Origin of the sequence: Prevotella sp. SGI.167 (assembly GCF_050313615.1) — a bacterium.
In the GTDB taxonomy this organism is placed as follows: Bacteria; Bacteroidota; Bacteroidia; order Bacteroidales; family Bacteroidaceae; genus Prevotella.
The window spans coordinates 65,698-81,817 of the sequence record NZ_JBNPLT010000016.1 but is presented as its reverse complement, the minus strand read 5'-3'; the positions used below and the strand labels follow the sequence as shown (position 1 = coordinate 81,817).

At 46.0% G+C, this 16,120-nt stretch carries 14 protein-coding genes; 11 read left to right on the top strand and 3 right to left on the bottom strand.

The features are described from left to right. The 5 genes from ACQRBJ_RS09900 to ACQRBJ_RS09880 form a co-directional block, all read left to right on the top strand. A partial coding sequence (locus ACQRBJ_RS09900) for an AAA family ATPase (RefSeq protein ID WP_445303513.1) occupies nt 1-1,152 on the top strand: 1,152 nt, incomplete at its 5' end. A gap of 77 nt (nt 1,153-1,229) precedes the next feature. After that, nucleotides 1,230-1,718: a hypothetical protein gene (locus ACQRBJ_RS09895; protein WP_445303512.1), complete on the top strand. Its 489-nt coding sequence runs from the start codon at nt 1,230-1,232 to the stop codon at nt 1,716-1,718. Nucleotides 1,719-1,868: 150 nt separating this feature from the next. Next, on the top strand, nt 1,869-3,179 hold the full coding sequence (locus ACQRBJ_RS09890; RefSeq protein WP_445303511.1) for an AAA family ATPase: 1,311 nt from the start codon (nt 1,869-1,871) through the stop codon (nt 3,177-3,179). A 4-nt stretch (nt 3,180-3,183) separates the two neighbouring features. Further along, the gene (locus ACQRBJ_RS09885) at nt 3,184-3,921 is read left to right on the top strand and encodes a retron system putative HNH endonuclease (protein ID WP_445303510.1); all 738 of its coding nucleotides are present in this window, start codon (nt 3,184-3,186) and stop codon (nt 3,919-3,921) included. 88 nt (nt 3,922-4,009) lie between these two features. Then, complete coding sequence (locus ACQRBJ_RS09880) at nt 4,010-5,572, top strand: ATP-binding protein (RefSeq protein ID WP_445303509.1); 1,563 nt, start codon at nt 4,010-4,012, stop codon at nt 5,570-5,572. A gap of 4 nt (nt 5,573-5,576) precedes the next feature. Here ACQRBJ_RS09880 and recQ read toward each other — a convergent pair whose 3' ends face one another. Further along, nucleotides 5,577-7,421, bottom strand: coding sequence for a DNA helicase RecQ (recQ, locus tag ACQRBJ_RS09875; RefSeq protein WP_294972164.1), 1,845 nt, complete (start codon nt 7,419-7,421; stop codon nt 5,577-5,579). A gap of 161 nt (nt 7,422-7,582) precedes the next feature. On the opposite strand from recQ, the gene ACQRBJ_RS09870 reads away from it, so the two are divergent. Together ACQRBJ_RS09870 and ACQRBJ_RS09865 are read left to right on the top strand one after the other, a co-directional pair. Then, entirely contained in the window at nt 7,583-9,589 is a 2,007-nt protein-coding gene (locus ACQRBJ_RS09870; RefSeq protein ID WP_445303508.1) for a dipeptidyl-peptidase 3 family protein, read from the top strand. Nucleotides 9,590-9,598: 9 nt separating this feature from the next. Continuing rightward, the gene (locus tag ACQRBJ_RS09865) at nt 9,599-10,102 is read left to right on the top strand and encodes an NUDIX hydrolase (protein ID WP_441933586.1); all 504 of its coding nucleotides are present in this window, start codon (nt 9,599-9,601) and stop codon (nt 10,100-10,102) included. 454 nt (nt 10,103-10,556) lie between these two features. Here ACQRBJ_RS09865 and ACQRBJ_RS09860 read toward each other — a convergent pair whose 3' ends face one another. Next, nucleotides 10,557-11,171: a DNA alkylation repair protein gene (locus ACQRBJ_RS09860; protein ID WP_153123557.1), complete on the bottom strand. Its 615-nt coding sequence runs from the start codon at nt 11,169-11,171 to the stop codon at nt 10,557-10,559. A 6-nt stretch (nt 11,172-11,177) separates the two neighbouring features. Further along, complete coding sequence (ispE, locus tag ACQRBJ_RS09855; RefSeq protein ID WP_445303507.1) at nt 11,178-12,038, bottom strand: 4-(cytidine 5'-diphospho)-2-C-methyl-D-erythritol kinase; 861 nt, start codon at nt 12,036-12,038, stop codon at nt 11,178-11,180. 245 nt (nt 12,039-12,283) lie between these two features. Between ispE and ACQRBJ_RS09850 the strand changes: the two genes are divergently transcribed. The 4 genes from ACQRBJ_RS09850 (at nt 12,284) to ACQRBJ_RS09835 (ending at nt 16,025) form a co-directional block, all read left to right on the top strand. Beyond that, nucleotides 12,284-13,420 (top strand): DUF2027 domain-containing protein, encoded by a 1,137-nt coding sequence (locus ACQRBJ_RS09850; RefSeq protein ID WP_445303506.1) that lies wholly within the window; start codon nt 12,284-12,286, stop codon nt 13,418-13,420. Between the two features lie 129 nt (nt 13,421-13,549). Then, a complete protein-coding gene (locus ACQRBJ_RS09845) occupies nt 13,550-15,544 on the top strand; it encodes an NAD(+) synthase (RefSeq protein WP_445303505.1) in 1,995 nt (664 codons plus the stop codon). A 104-nt stretch (nt 15,545-15,648) separates the two neighbouring features. Beyond that, entirely contained in the window at nt 15,649-15,876 is a 228-nt protein-coding gene (locus ACQRBJ_RS09840) for a hypothetical protein (RefSeq protein WP_445303504.1), read from the top strand. A gap of 5 nt (nt 15,877-15,881) precedes the next feature. Continuing rightward, a complete protein-coding gene (locus ACQRBJ_RS09835) occupies nt 15,882-16,025 on the top strand; it encodes a hypothetical protein (protein WP_445303503.1) in 144 nt (47 codons plus the stop codon). Nucleotides 16,026-16,120 lie beyond the last annotated feature (95 nt).

Sequence of the window (16,120 nt, the reverse complement as noted above, 5' to 3'; positions counted from 1 at the left end):
AAAACAGAAATAAATTCATTGCTGCAAAATATCAGTCGTGCTATTAGGGAAATGTGGGGACTACATAGAGGGATTAACAATGGTCTGAATATTTTGCAATCTGTTGACGATTTAAAACTCGATGATAATTTCTCATTAGACTCAATAGGCGAATACTCTGGCAAGTTACATTTGTTTATAGGTGAATTTGCCTCACAACTAGATAAATTCTTGAATGCTGAGAATGTTCAAGAACAACGAAAAGATAGAGTTCTTAATTTCTTGAATCAGAATTTAGATGGTGAGGAAACGGCTAGAAATGCTCAAACTTTTGCTGAGTTGATAAGCCTACAGGTAGATAAAATGCAGCAAGAGGTATTGTATAAAAGCGAGGATCGCTCCTTGACAGATGTCTTGTCTTTTCTTCATACATATCTATATGAAGATGAGATGGTTCCCGTTAAGATTGCCTTGCAAGAGGAAGGGGTCAACATTATATCTGATGGGAGAATAGGCTCTCTCTTTAATCTGGACAAAGCGATTTACATAGACACTCCAATGGCTTTCGGCTTGGATGACTTCCTAAAGAATGTGTTTTGGCAAAGATTAAGAAAATTAATGCTAGAGGAAAATGGTTGTCATGATAAGCAAAACATACGTTTGCTGTATCGCATATCAGAAATCCTAAATGGAAAAATTAATGTTTCTGACAGTTTGTTGGGCAATAAAGAAATGTATTATGAGCGCAAGGATGGCAAGCTATTGCTTCCTTTGGATAAAATCGCTACTGGTATGAAGTCGTTTGCCTATCTTTTCCAGTTGATAAAGAATGGTCATTTAGATGACAAGACGGTTCTAATGATAGATGAGCCGGAAGTTCATTTGCACCCTCAGTGGGTTGTTGTTTTTGCTAGATTATTGATTCTTATCCGTAAATCGTTGGGAGTAAAAATAGTCTTAGCGAGTCATAATCCTGACTTTGTCGCTGCCATCAAGGCAATAGCCAAAAAGGAAGAAATCTTGGCTGAAACAAACTTCTATTTAGCTCAGAGTGTGGATGATGATGGGTTTCAGTATGCTTTTAAGCCTCTTGGCAGTGACATCGAACCTATCTTTAATTCGTTCAATATAGCATTGGAAAGGATTCAGCAATATGGCGATACAGATTTTTGATAATGAGTGTGTAGAGTCGCACCCCATTTATGAAAAGGCTGGGGTATAAATCGACTGAAGGACTAGAGGCTGCTAGCTTGAATCGTAAAGTATCGCATACTCTTGAACTGTTGAATCCTGCTGTTTGTCTAGTTTCTGACAAGGCAATATTTGTTTTTGATGGTTTACTGTGTCAACAAGCGATTCATTGGATGTTCTCTAAAAGGTATTCCAATGTTTCAAAAAAGGAGTGGGTGGTGATGAGTCCCACGATGTTTTGCAAGGCCTATCTCGCACCAGAAGATTTGCCTTATCAGCCAATCCACGATTTTGTAAAAGGCAAGGCAGACTTTGCAAAGATGTTGGAGAATAAATCTTGGCAACAGATCTATAAAACTCTTCAATGGTGGGGAAAAGCTTATTATAAGTATTGTTACATAGCAGAAGAGGCAACTCTGATAGCTAGTCTCATCTCGGAAGTATGGGAGAATCTGAAGTCTCACAAGCATGAAATGACAGATGATGTTCTTTTAAGTTTAAGTATTTATGCAGAGGATTATCCAGTTTTTAATTTAGATGAAATTTAATTCTCTATATTTAAATATATGCTGTTCCCGGCTCGGAGATTCAAAAAGGAATCTCTGGGCCGGGATTGTTTTTTTTGTTAAAATCGTGAAAAAACTTGGAGGTTGTCAGGGAAATCATTATCTTTGCATTATCATTTAAAGAATTTGTTTATGAGAATAGAGCAGCTGTCATTGCAGAATGTGAGATTGTTTGGCAATAATACACAGTCATTGACATTTGAAGATGATAAGAATATAACGATATTATTGGGTAATAATGGTTGTGGCAAGAGTACTATTCTTGACACGATCTCCATTATGCTCAGTCCGTTTATTGGTGTCTTCCCTGGTAATTCTCTGAAAAACTTTAAAGATTCTGATGTTCATATTGATGATGATAATCGTATCGCAGATTTCCTGTATGCAAAACTTGTGCTCAGAAACGATGAAAACCATTATGGTATAACGCGTTACCGTAAAGGGATGATTCTTCCTCTGCAATCTGATGTGAAGGAAGTGAAAGCTTATGCTGAAAACATGAGAAATCTAATTATGCATGGAGAAAGGGTTGGTTTGCCTATTCTTGCTTATTATGGTACAGGACGTGGGCAAATAAAGGCTCCTGAGCGTAAACGTGGTTTCCAAAAGTTTTTTTATCAATGGGATTGCTATAACTCATCCTTGGAGGCTTCTACTGATTTCAAGCGATTCTTTGCTTGGTATGATATGATGGAAGATGAAGAGAGAAGAGAGAGGGAAAGCAGAAGAGATTTTAATTATCACTCTACCATGTTGCAGGTAGTGCGCAGAGCTATTGAAGCTTTTGTGGATAGAAAATATAGAAATCCACATATTGAGATTCATCCCCTTAGGTTTGTTATGGATGAATATGAGAATGGGGTGAAAAAAAGAGAATTGCGACTAGAACAATTCAGTGATGGCTATAAAATAATCATTGCTATGGTGGCGGATATCGCATCGCGTATGGCGGAAGGAAATCCGGGAATAGAGAATCCTTTGGAAGCTTCGGGGGTCATCCTGATTGATGAAATAGATCTGCATCTTCATCCTAAATGGCAAAGGGAAATATTGCGTAAACTGCATGAGGTTTTTCCTAATGTGCAGTTTGTTGTTACCACTCATAGCCCTATTATTCTGCAAGGTGCTTCTGATATTGCGCAAATTGTTGTGCTTGATGGTGACACGATAAAAACCTGTAATGCTGACTTTACTAATTATGATGTCAGTCAAATTCTTTTAAGTGAACTCTTTGGGGTTGAAAGTGTACAGGCTCCTTTATATGATCAGGATATTAAGGAACAGGAAGAGTTGCTGAAACGATATGGGCATTTGACAAGTGAAGAACAGAAACGCTTGGCGGCCTTGGATGAAAAATTGAAGGGCTTGTCTTATTCTGCATCGTTGGATGATATGAAAATGCAGTCATATATCAACAAAATTGCAGAAGAATTAAATATTTGATAGCATGAATAAGGTTACTAAATCGGATAAAGTTCCAGGTATCTTGATTGATAAAGGAACTAGGGAGATTGCTCTGTTACGTGAAAACGTGGCAGAGAATAAACCTTTAGTGTTTAAAGATCAGATTTATGCTGATGATGAAGTGAAAAAACAACTGAAGAGTGATCAGTTTGGAAAATGTGCTTATTGTGAACGTTCTTTGAATGGTGACTTTGGGGCTGTGGAGCATTTTAGGCCTAAAGGTGGTTACCAGATTGAGGATGAGAAATATCTTAGAAAGCCTGGCTATTATTGGCTGGCTTATGATTGGAATAACCTGTTATATAGTTGTAGTGAATGTAATACGAGTTATAAAAGGAATTTCTTTCCTTTGGCTAACGAAAACCAGCGTGATATTGAACATGAGAATATCACAAAGGAAGAGCCTTTGCTTTTGAATCCTGCAACTGATGAAATAGGGGATTATATAGAGTTTCATAGACATCTGGTTGCGGTAAGGGATACTGCGCCTTTCAAAAATAAAGCTGTCAAGACTATCGAGTTGTTCAAATTGAACGATAGAAGTGTACTCAAAGCAAGTAGATTGAAGGTGTGGAATCAATATGAGAACTACTGTAAGATGCGAAAGATTGCAATATTAAAAGGTAATCGTGAACTTTTAGGCTTGGTTGATGATTCTATTTCTAAATTGACAGCTGAAGACGCTGAATTTACTGGCATGTTTAAATATCAGAGGAAATAATAAAGAGGAGATGACAACTCCCTGACGATAGGAGAACCACCGCAAGGGATATCCTTGCAACTACAAGACAATAGCAACGCGTTTGATTATGGCAAGAAAATTATATCCTATAGGAATTCAGACATTTGAACGGATCCGCAAGGAGGATATGTTCTATGTAGATAAGACGGAATACATCTATCATATGACGCATACCGATGGAACGTATTTCTTCCTGAGCCGACCACGCCGTTTCGGCAAGTCGCTGCTGGTTTCCACTTTCAAGAGTTATTTCGAGGGCAAGAAGGAACTCTTCGAGGGGCTTGCCATAGAGAAGCTGGAGAAGGAGTGGACGGCTTATCCCGTGCTGCACTTCAGCCTGGCTGGAGGCAAACATATGGAGAAGGAACAGCTGGATAGATACCTCTTATATATATTAAAGGAAAATGAGGATAGGTTTGGAGTGGATTGTGATTCTCCAGATCCGAACGTTCGTTTGCTCAACTTGATAAAAACTGTTACAGCAAAGACTGGTAAGCAGGCGGTGGTGCTCATCGATGAATATGATGCACCGCTGCTGGATGTGGCTCACGAGAAGGAAAAACTCGATTTTTTGCGCAATACGATGCGCAATTTCTACAGTCCCTTGAAAGATTGTGAGCCAATGCTCCGTTTCGTCTTCCTGACGGGCATCACGAAATTCTCGCAGCTCAGTATCTTCAGCGAGCTGAACAATATCAAGAATGTGAGCATGGACGAGCCTTACGCCGGCATCTGCGGTATCACCAAGGAGGAAATGCTTACACAGATGAGCGATGATATCGACGCTCTTGCCGAGCATCAGGAACTTAGTAGGGAGGAAACCATCGAGGAACTGAAAAATCATTATGATGGCTATCATTTCTGCTGGCCATCGCCAGATGTCTTCAATCCTTACAGTCTGCTCAATTGCTTTGCCGATGGCAGAATGGATGATTACTGGTTTGGCTCGGGCACTCCTACCTATCTCATCAACATGATGAGAAAGTATGATTTTTTGCCTGCAGACCTTGGCGAGACCATAGAGGTGGGCAAGAAGGACTTTGATGCCCCCACAGAAACGATGACCACCATCGTACCTTTGCTTTATCAGAGCGGGTATGTCACCATCAAGGGATATGACAAGCCTACAAAATTGTACCTGTTGGCATTGCCTAACCAAGAGATAAGGGTGGGGCTATATGGAAGTCTCTTGCCTCATTATCTGACGGACAAGTCGGCGAAGGCTAACACGACCATCGCCAAGATGTCGGTATTGGTGAAGAAGGGGGATATGGATGCAGCCTTTAGCCTGCTGAACGACTTCCTGGAGACGGTGCCTTACTGCGACAACACCAACTACGAGGGGCATTGGCAGCAGACGCTCTACATCATGTTTGCACTGCTCACCAACTATCGCATCATGGTGGAATCTCATACTGCGAAGGGCAGAATCGATATCACGATGGAGACGGATGATACCATCTACGTGATGGAACTGAAGTTCAACAAGAGTGCCGAGGAGGCTCTCGCCCAGATAGACGCAAAGCACTATGCCGACGCCTTCAAGATGAGTGGCAAGAAGGTGGTGAAGATAGGCTTGAACTTCTCGGTGAAGGACGAGGTGAACAGTCTGGAATGGGTTAGCCGATAACTAACTATTTCCCCGTATATTTCCTGATAGCCTTGATGAAGGTTTCACCATACTTCTTCACCTTGAATTCTCCGATTCCACTGATGAGCCCGAAGGCTTCAAGGGTGGTTGGCTTCATCCTGGTCAACTCATGCAGACTCTTGTCGGAAAGGACGATGTATGGCGGATAACCCTGCTCGTCAGCTAGATTCTTCCTGATCTTGCGCAGATATTCAAAGAGATTCTTGTCTTCTGCACCCGACATTTCTTCTTGGAAAACAACACGCTCGGCATGAACCACAGGGATGCTGTTGCCGCGTGCTGACCTATTGGCTTTTTGCGGACGAGTTGACCGCTCTTCATTCTCCATGATCGCCAGCGAAACCTGATGCTCGCCCTTGAGAACCTTCCATCCCAATGGCGTAACCTTCATCTGGTTATGCGCATTATACGCCACCTCGAAGAAACCCATCTGCAACATCTGCAGCAGATAAGCCTGCCAGTCGCGCACGCTCACGTCCTTGCCCACGCCAAACGTCTTCAGCTCATTATAATGATTCCTGACAACGGCAGGCGTCTGCATGCCCCTGAGAATCTCGATACACGTGCCCACGGCAATCTTCTCGCTGGCTCTCACCATGGCACTGAGCGCCTTCTGCGTGAGTACCGTACCGTCGAAAGTGCGCGGAGGATTGTTGCAAACATCGCAGTGACCGCAGTCCTTTGCCGATGTCTCTCCGAAGTAATTCAGGAGAATGCGGCGGCGGCACACACGTGATTCGGCATATTCCTCCATTCTTCGCAGCTTCTCCAGATTCACCGTCCGCTGTCCGCTCTCCTCGCAGAACGAGCGCAGGGTGATGATGTCGCCCATCGAATAGAAGAGAATGGTATCGGCAGGATCGCCGTCTCGTCCGGCACGTCCTATCTCCTGATAGAAACTCTCGATGCTCTTCGGCATGTTGTAATGAATCACCCATCTCACATTGCCCTTGTCGATGCCCATTCCGAAGGCGATGGTGGCACATACCACATCAATCTGGTCCATCTTGAAGCGCTCCTGCACCGATGCACGCTGCACGCTGGAGAGTCCGGCATGATAGGCCTCGGCATTGATACCGTGCTCCTTCAGCGCCTCTGCCACCATCTCCGTGTTCTTGCGGGACAGGCAATAGATGATGCCCGCATCGCCCTGATGGCTCTGGATGAAGCGGTAGATGAACTTCAGCTTCTCCTTCTTCGTGCTCTCCTGACGGACGGAGAGACTGAGGTTAGGACGGTCGAAGCTGCTGACGAAGGTCTGACCGTTGAGATGCAGCTGCTGGATGATGTCCTGGCGCGTAATCTTATCGGCTGTAGCCGTGAGCGCCATCACCGGGACGTTGGGGAACTTCTCGCGGAGCAGACCCAGCTGGTTGTACTCCGGACGGAAATCATGCCCCCACTGGCTGATGCAATGCGCTTCGTCTACCGCAAAGAGCGATATCCTGATGTTGCTGAAGAGGAAAGGAATCTCGCTGATCAGCTTCTCGGGTGATACATACAGCAGCTTCAGATCGCCAGCCTCGCAGCGACGGCGGATGATGACTTCATCGGTAGCATCATTGCCGCTGTTCAGAGCCTCGGCAGGAATACCGTTCGCCTTGAGCGCCTCAACCTGGTCGTGCATCAGACTGATGAGCGGAGAGATGACCACCGCCGTTCCCTCCATCGCCAATGCCGGCACCTGATAGCACAGACTCTTGCCGCCGCCCGTAGGCATCAGCACCAGACAGTCGTGCCCCTGCATCACCTCCTGGATGATGGCTTCCTGATTGGGACGGAACGAGTCGTAACCGAAGTATGTCTTTAATATCTCGTGGATTTGCATTTTCTTCTTATTTTCTATTTTTTTGTTAGATATTACTGCAAAGTTACTAAAAAATCGGGAGAATAGTCATTTTCTACACTTAAAAGTAAGAAAAGTAGCCAAAAAAGTTTGAAATATAAAATAATTGTCGTACTTTTGCGGTAGAATCAAACAATGATAACATGGCAAAATGTAATGTGAACACGAATGAGCGATTCGCCGACATCCAGATGCTCCGCTATGAGCTGAAGGGATTTGAGGACTTATCGCTCAACCAGAAACTGTATATTTTCTGCTTGGCTAAGGCTACCCTGATGGGACGAGATATCACGTTCGACCAGCAGGGAAAGTACAACCTTCGCATCAGAAAAACACTGGAAACCGTTTATCTGCACTATGAAGGCGACAGAGAATGCGAGGAATTCAAGGCATTCGAAGTCTACCTGAAGCGCATCTGGTTTGCCAGTGGCATTCATCACCATTATGGTTGTGAAAAATTCAAGCCGGGATTCTCCGAGGAATATTTCTATCATCTGCTGGAAAACATAGGGGAAGAACTCCTGCCCATCAAGAGGGGAGAAACCAAGGAAGACCTCATGAGACAGCTGGAATCCATCCTCTTCGACCCCGTGGTGATGCCTAAGCGCGTGAACCAGACGGATGGGGAAGACCTGGTGCAGACATCTGCCTGCAACTTCTATGAGGATGTGACGCAGGAGGAGGTAGAGAGATTCTATGCCAAGATGAAGAACACGGACAATCCGAACCCTCCTTCATACGGACTCAACTCCAAACTGACCAAGCGCAACAATGAAGTAGTGGAAATGACATGGAAGGAAGATGGACTCTATGGTGAGACCATCCGCGAAATCGTGTCCTGGCTGCTCAAGGCGCAGAAGTATGCCGAGAACGAAGGACAGAAGCATGTCATCGACCTGCTGGTGAAGTTCTACCGCACCGGTAGCCTGGAGGATTTCGACCGATACAGCATCGCATGGGTAGAACAGCATGAAGGCCTGGTGGATTTCATCAATGGATTCATCGAAGTATACGGTGACCCTCTCGGTATGAAAGGTACATGGGAAGGTATCGTGGAATATAAGGACCTGGAGGCTACCAAGCGCACCCAGACCATCAGCCAGAACGCACAGTGGTTTGAGGACCATTCGCCTGTAGATTCCCGTTTCCGCAAGCCGGAAGTGAAGGGAGTTACAGCCAACGTCATCTGTGCTGCCATGCTGGGCGGAGAGGAATATCCGGCTTCTGCCATCGGTATCAACCTGCCTAACTCCAACTGGATCCGTCAGGAACATGGCTCCAAGAGCGTTACCATCGGCAACCTGACTGATGCCTACAACAAGGCTGCACAGGGCAACGGATTCAGAGATGAATTCGTCATCGACAAGGAAACCGTGGCGCTGATGAACCAGTATGCCGACATCACCGATGACCTGCATACCGACCTGCACGAATGCTTGGGACATGGTAGCGGACAATTGCTTCCTACCACAGACCCGGATGCTCTGAAGGCTTACGGCAACACCATAGAAGAAGCACGTGCCGACCTCTTCGGACTCTATTATGTAGCCGATCATAAGCTGGTAGAACTCGGTCTGACGCCTAATGACGAGGCGTATAAGGCTCAGTATTACAGCTATCTGATGAACGGACTGCTCACCCAGACCATCCGCATCAAGGAGGGCGACAAGATAGAGGAAGCCCACATGCGCAACCGTGCCCTCATCGCCTGGTGGACGCTGGAACATGCAGAGGGAGCCGTGGAACTCGTTCAGGAAGAAGTGAGCTATGCTTCTGCCGAGGATGCGCTGAAGGATGCAGAGGGCAATATCATCACCACCCGTACCTATATGAAGGTGAATGATTATGAGAAGCTCCGTCATCTCTTCGGTGAACTGCTTGCCGAGATTCAGCGCATCAAGAGCGAGGGCGATTATGAGGCTGCACGACAGCTGGTAGAGAAGTATGCCGTGAACATCGACCCAGCCTTGCATCGTGAGATTCTGGCAAGATACAAGAAGCTGAATCTCGCCCCATACAAGGGCTTCATCAATCCTAAGATGACGCTGGTATTTGACGAAGAAGGCAATCCTATCGATGTAAATCTCGATTACGAGGAGAGCTATACCGACCAGATGCTTCGCTATTCTGAGGAGTATGGAACACTATAACAAGAAATTATGACAGACAATAAGAACGAGGAATTTCCGGTAGTAGATGAAATGGGCAATATCCTGGGTGCCATCACCCGGGGACATGCCCATGACGGAAGCAAGATATTGCATCCGGTGGTTCATCTGCATGTATTCAACAGCAAGGGAGAACTGTATCTCCAGCATCGTCCGGCATGGAAGGATATCCAGCCGGATAAATGGGATACAGCCTGCGGTGGGCACGTAGATTTAGGCGAGAGTGTGAATCAGGCGCTTCATCGTGAAGTAAGGGAAGAGCTGGGTATCACCGATTTCGAACCGGAGTCTTTGGGACATTATGTCTTTGAAAGTCAGAGGGAAAAGGAACTGGTATACGTTCACCGCTGCGTATACGACGGTGAGGTGAAGCCTAGCCAGGAAGAATTGGCTGGTGGCAGATTCTGGAGTAAGGAGGAAATCAAGGAAAACATCGGAAAAGGAGTCTTTACTCCTAATTTCGAAAACGAATACCAGAAGTTTTTCGACCGCTAAGAAAATGTCCCACAGATTTACACAGAGCATCCGCTAGGCGTCCCGCCGGATTTGTAATCCGGCGTTAAAAAATGTCCTAACCTATTTTAGCTCTGCGGATTTGCAATCCGCAGCAAGCAAGAATGCAGTTGATAGATAGGGGGATTACAAATCCCTCGGTTTTAATAGGTCGAACCATTTTTGACGCCGGATTACAAATCCGGCGAGACGCCTATATGGCGTGATTACGTATGGAATTTTGATGGAATAGACAATAAAAATACGTCCCGACGTAGCATTTACTGCATCGGGACGTATTTTTTTGTATGTCGTGACGTAGTCGTTGCTACGTCGGGATGTAATTTCAGCCGTGTCGTGGGCTGTCTTGAATCACCTTTGGGGGATATTCTTATATCTCAAAGAATCTTATTCTCGGATATTCTTATATCTCAAAGAATCTTATTCTCGGATATTCCTATATCTCGAAGATTCCCTTGAGTGCCCCCTGAGCAATCTTCTCGAAATCTTCTCCGAAATCGCAGAATCGCATGACGGCATTGGCAGCAGCGTGCTTGATGCCCATATTGTCACCCTGCAAAGCCACGGCAGCCTGATCGAGGAACTCATTGATGCCACGCTCGTTAGGCTCCTGACCATTTGCAAAGAGACGGGCAAGGAGCTGGAAACCGGCAATCTCATAGAATGGCTTGTCGCTTGCTATCCATTGATAGGCAATCACAGGCGCATAGTCTACATGCTGCAGCAGGTTGAAGGCAAGCATCTCAGCCATCTCCTGGCTCTGTACCTGTTCCATCCAGATATCCGTGATCTCGGCAAGCATCCTGTCGGCAGGCATGATGAGCGTAGCCAGAATCTTGCACTCTCGGATGTCTTCCTTCCAGAGCTCGATGGCTAGGTCATAGTCTTTGCCGTATTCCTGCGCCATCTTCTTGAGCTCATAGAATGGCACGCCCCAATTCAGTTTATATCCCAAGCCCTTGTCGCGCATCGACTGCGAACCCGGACCATTCATCAGCAAGCGAAAGCTTCGCTTGATAGTCATCAGTTTCTGATGTGTTTCTTCGTTCATCATTTTTTAAAGTTTCATTGTTTTGCAGAACATTCCCTCGAACTGTTCCTCTATGTTTGCTGGCTTATGCTTGAAGATGCCGAAGATGGCACTTCCGCTGCCACTCATTGCTGCGTATACGGCACCGAGATTGTAAAGGCTCTCCTTGATTTCGGCAAGCTCAGGATGCATCGCAAAGATAGGAGCCTCGAAATCATTGATAAGCTCTTCCTTCCAGGTCTCGATAGGCTGACGTACGATGTCACGACAGCACTTGGCTGGTTGCTTAGGAGTGATGGCTGCATAGGCATCCTTGGTGCTCACGGCAATGTCATCACGCTTCACTACCACGATGTAATAGCCCCTCATGTTGTCATTCGGAACACTCGATGGCATCAATACATCGCCAATTCCCTCAGCGTAGCAGGCTGTATCGCCATCCTCAGGGTCGGCAGAGATGAAGAAGGCACAGTCGGCACCCAGCTTGGCTGCATATCGCTCCATCTCGGAATTGCCTATGTTGAGACGGAACCGCTCATCCAGCAGACGAATCATGTAGGCAGCATCAGAAGAACCGCCACCCATACCAGCCTGAGACGGAATACGCTTCACGAGATGGGCATGGATGCGGGGAATCTTGAAGTCGGCAGCAATCATATTGTATGCCTTCACCACGAGATTCTTCTGCTCATCGCAATCTACTGCATTACCTGTTATCTTGAGATCGCATGGCACATCGCTCGGAAACTCTTCGCCCATGAGCTTGATTTCCAGCGCATCTGTTAACGGAATAGGGTAGAACACGGTTTCCAGGTTGTGATAACCGTCTGCCCGCTTGCTAACTATATTTAAGCCAAGGTTAATCTTGGCGCAAGGAAATGTAATCATAATCTAAATTGTTTAAGAGTCGATAAATCTCTTGCAAAGATATAAAAAATATCTCAATACTGCTCTCTTTCCCATAGATTATTTTCTTACATACATTAAAAATAATAAAAAACGGTAGTATTTTGCAATATCTTTTGTATCTTTGCAGAACATATACGGTTTTTTAGCAACCGTATGTCGTCAGCGCCGGTCTTTCAACGACCTGTATATCGCAATAGTAAGTAAGAATATAAAAAATAACAGATATGAAAAAAGGAGATAAAGTAAGATTCCTGAGTGAAGTGGGTGGCGGTAAGGTTGCCGGCTTCCAGGGTAAGAATATCGTCCTGGTAGAGGACGAGGATGGATTTGAAATCCCTATGCCTATCAACGAGGTAGTGGTAGTAGAGCAGGACGACTATGCCATGGGTAAGATGATTTCGGCTAAGATGGATGCCAAGCAGAAGGCGGAAGAACATGCCAACACGGAACTGCATCAGGACAGCCGAAGCATCAAGGCTATTCTCAATGAGCATGATACCGACATCGAGGAGGAAGAGTATGATCCGGCTGACAGGGAAGTAACCTTTGTCAAGCACATCCAGGAGCGTACGGGCGGCAACAAGCTGAGTGCCTATCTCGCCTTCGTGCCTATCGATATCAAGGAGGTTACCAATACCCGTTTCGAGACCTATATGGTGAACGACAGCAACTATTATCTGCACTATACTTATCTCGTAGCAGAGGGCAATGCCTGGACCTTGAAGGCTGAGGGTGAAATCGAACCCAACACCAAGCTCTTCATCGAGGAGTTCGGCCGTGAGGCACTGAACGAAATGGAGCATATCGCCATCCAGATGATTGCCTACAAGAAGGAGAAACCTTTCCTCCTGAAGCCGGCTACCGACGTACAGTTCCGTCTGGACCCAGTGAAGTTCTACAAGCTTCATCTCTTCGAGGAGAATGATTTCTTCGAGACTCCAGCCTATCTCTTCACCATCATAGAGAATGACGAGGTGGCTCGTCCGCTCGTTATCGACTCCAAACGATTGAAGGAGCAGATGTACAAGGACGAGAAGGTGATTGCCAATACCGGCAAGAAGAAGAGCAAGAAGGATGATGGCACACTCGTAGTAGACCTTCATGCGGACGAGGTACTTGAAACAACTGCTGGAATGAATTCGGCCGATATCCTTCATTATCAGATGGATGTGTTCACGAAGACGATGAATGAATACAAGAACAAGAAGGGACAGAAGATTGTCTTCATCCATGGCAAGGGCGAAGGCGTACTGCGCCAGGCTCTCATCCATGAGCTGAACTATCGCTATAAGAGCTGCAGCTACCAGGATGCTTCCTTCCAGGAATACGGCTATGGTGCCACACAGGTAACGATTAAGTAAACATTGAACATTGAACTTGGAACCTTATGATATGCTCAGCAAGTTATATCACTCAAAGTAATCATACAGTTCCAAGTTCCAAGTTCAAAGTTCAAAGTTCCAAGTTCAAATCTCAAAGTTCAAAGTAATATGAAGTACGGATTTATCAAGGTGGCGAGTGCCATTCCATCTGTCAAGGTGGGTGATGTGGTATTCAATGCTCAACAGATAGAAGATCTGATAGCCCAGGCTGAAGGCAAGGGCGTAGAGATCATTACTTTCCCGGAACTGTCCATTACGGGCTATTCCTGTCAGGACCTTTTCCGCCAGCAGATGCTGCTGGAAACATCGGAGCAGGCGGTGATGATGCTGCTTGATTTCACACGCAAGCTAGATATCATCTCCATCGTCGGTGCACCGGTTGTGGCTGGTGACCTGCTGCTCAACTGCGGTATCGTCATCCAGCACGGACAGATCTTGGGTGTCGTGCCTAAGACCTATCTGCCTAACTACAGCGAGTTCTACGAGAAGCGCTGGTTTGCCTCTGCTCAGGACCTGAGAGACAGCGAAATCCGCTATGCCGGACACAAGGTGAAACTGACTCCGGATGTGCAGATATTCCAGACCTACGACGGCGTGCAGTTTGGCGTGGAGATCTGTGAGGATGTATGGGCTCCTGCTCCTCCAAGCAACAAGTTGGCATTGGCTGGAGCTGACCTTATCTTCAATCTCTCTGCCAGCGATGAACTCATCGGTAAGCACAATTATCTGAAGAGTCTTCTGAGTCAGCAGAGTGCCCGCACGATGACCGGATACGTGTATAGTTCCTGCGGTTTCGGGGAAAGTACACAGGATGTTGTATATGGTGGAAATGCCCTGATTTATGAGAATGGAGTTTTACTTTCACAAAGTGAACGTTTCTCACTTGATCCTCAGATGGTTATCTCGCAGGTAGATGTAGAGAAACTCCGCTCGGAACGTCGTACAAATTCAACCTATGTGAATGCCCAGCGCAACATCAAATATTCTGTTCTCGGAGGACAGTTCAATATCCGCAACATCGATGCAGATCCTACCGAGAATGAGCGTGAATTCGTGCTGGAGCGTGAGGTGAATCCGCATCCTTTTATTCCTACCAGCAACGACATGAATGCCTCCTGCGAGGAGATATTCAATATCCAGCTGATGGGACTTGCCAAGCGCATCGTCCATACCCATGCCAAGACCGTAGTGGTGGGTATCAGCGGCGGACTGGATTCTACGCTGGCACTGCTCGTCTGTGTGAAGGCATTTGATAAGCTGAAGATGAACCGCAAGGGTATCGTGGGCGTCACCATGCCTGGTTTCGGAACCACGGACAGAACCTACAACAATGCCATCTCACTGATGCAGAGCCTCGGTATCACCATCAAGGAAATCAGCATCGCCAAGGCGGTAACCCAGCACTTCGAGGACATCTGTCATGATGCCAGCGTGCATGATGTAACCTATGAAAATTCGCAGGCACGTGAACGTACCCAGATCCTGATGGACCTGGCAAATAAGATGGGAGGAATGGTTATCGGTACCGGCGACCTCTCTGAGCTGGCTTTGGGATGGGCTACCTATAATGGCGACCACATGAGCATGTATGGCGTGAATGCCAGCATCCCAAAGACCCTGATCCGTTATCTCGTAAACCATGTTGCCGAGAGTGGGGTAGACGAACAGAGCCGCATCACCCTTCGCGACATCATCGATACACCAATCAGTCCTGAGCTGATTCCGGCAGATGAGAACGGTAATATCAAGCAGAAGACCGAAGACCTGGTGGGACCATACGAGTTGCACGATTTCTTCCTCTACTACTTCCTTCGCTTCGGTTTCCGTCCAGCCAAGATCTACATGCTGGCAAAGAAGGCATTTATCGATACCGAGCTGGAGCGCATGAAAATCAGCGACAACGATCCTGATTCCTATGATGAGGAGACCATCAAGAAGTGGCTGAAGACCTTCGTGCGCCGTTTCTTCAACCAGCAGTTCAAGCGCAGCTGTCTGCCAGACGGTCCGAAGGTGGGAAGCGTGAGCCTCAGTCCTCGTGGCGATTGGCGCATGCCTAGCGATGCCGCATCCTCCATCTGGCTGCAGGAGGCGGAAAGCCTGTAGTTTAGTGTAAAAACTGTTAAATAAATAGTAAGATTATTACACTTTGCCGGATATTTTCTTATATTTGGAAGGTCAAACATATTGTTGATTTAAAAATCAGAGTTATGACGCAAAGAGAAGATAAGCAACGGGCAAGAACAAGTAGGGAGGAACTAGGAAAGTTCTTCTATAACTTAGCAGCTGTAACTTTTGGTACGACAGTGCTGGGAAGTGGTATGGGGTTAATAACCGAGAATGGAAGTGCGCAATGGCTTTTCAGTATGTTAGTACTAGGTCTTCTGCTTACAACTTTTTTTGCTTGCTTAGGATTTGTGATAATTAATAAAAAATAAAAGTTATGGATTTTGCATTAAATATACTTTTGATGGGATTCGCTGAAGGAATGACTATTGTTTATGGCGTTTTGGCAGTGATTGCATCTATTATGTTACTTTGGCTGAAAAGTAAGTGGGGCCAGAAGTGGTTGGATAGTCTGGACTGATTTCTAACCCTCAACAGTTTTGGATTTTAGCGTTTGGGCTGATGGCTTTTCCTGCCAGCCTTAACAGAATATTGATTCCCGATTTGAGCATCAGG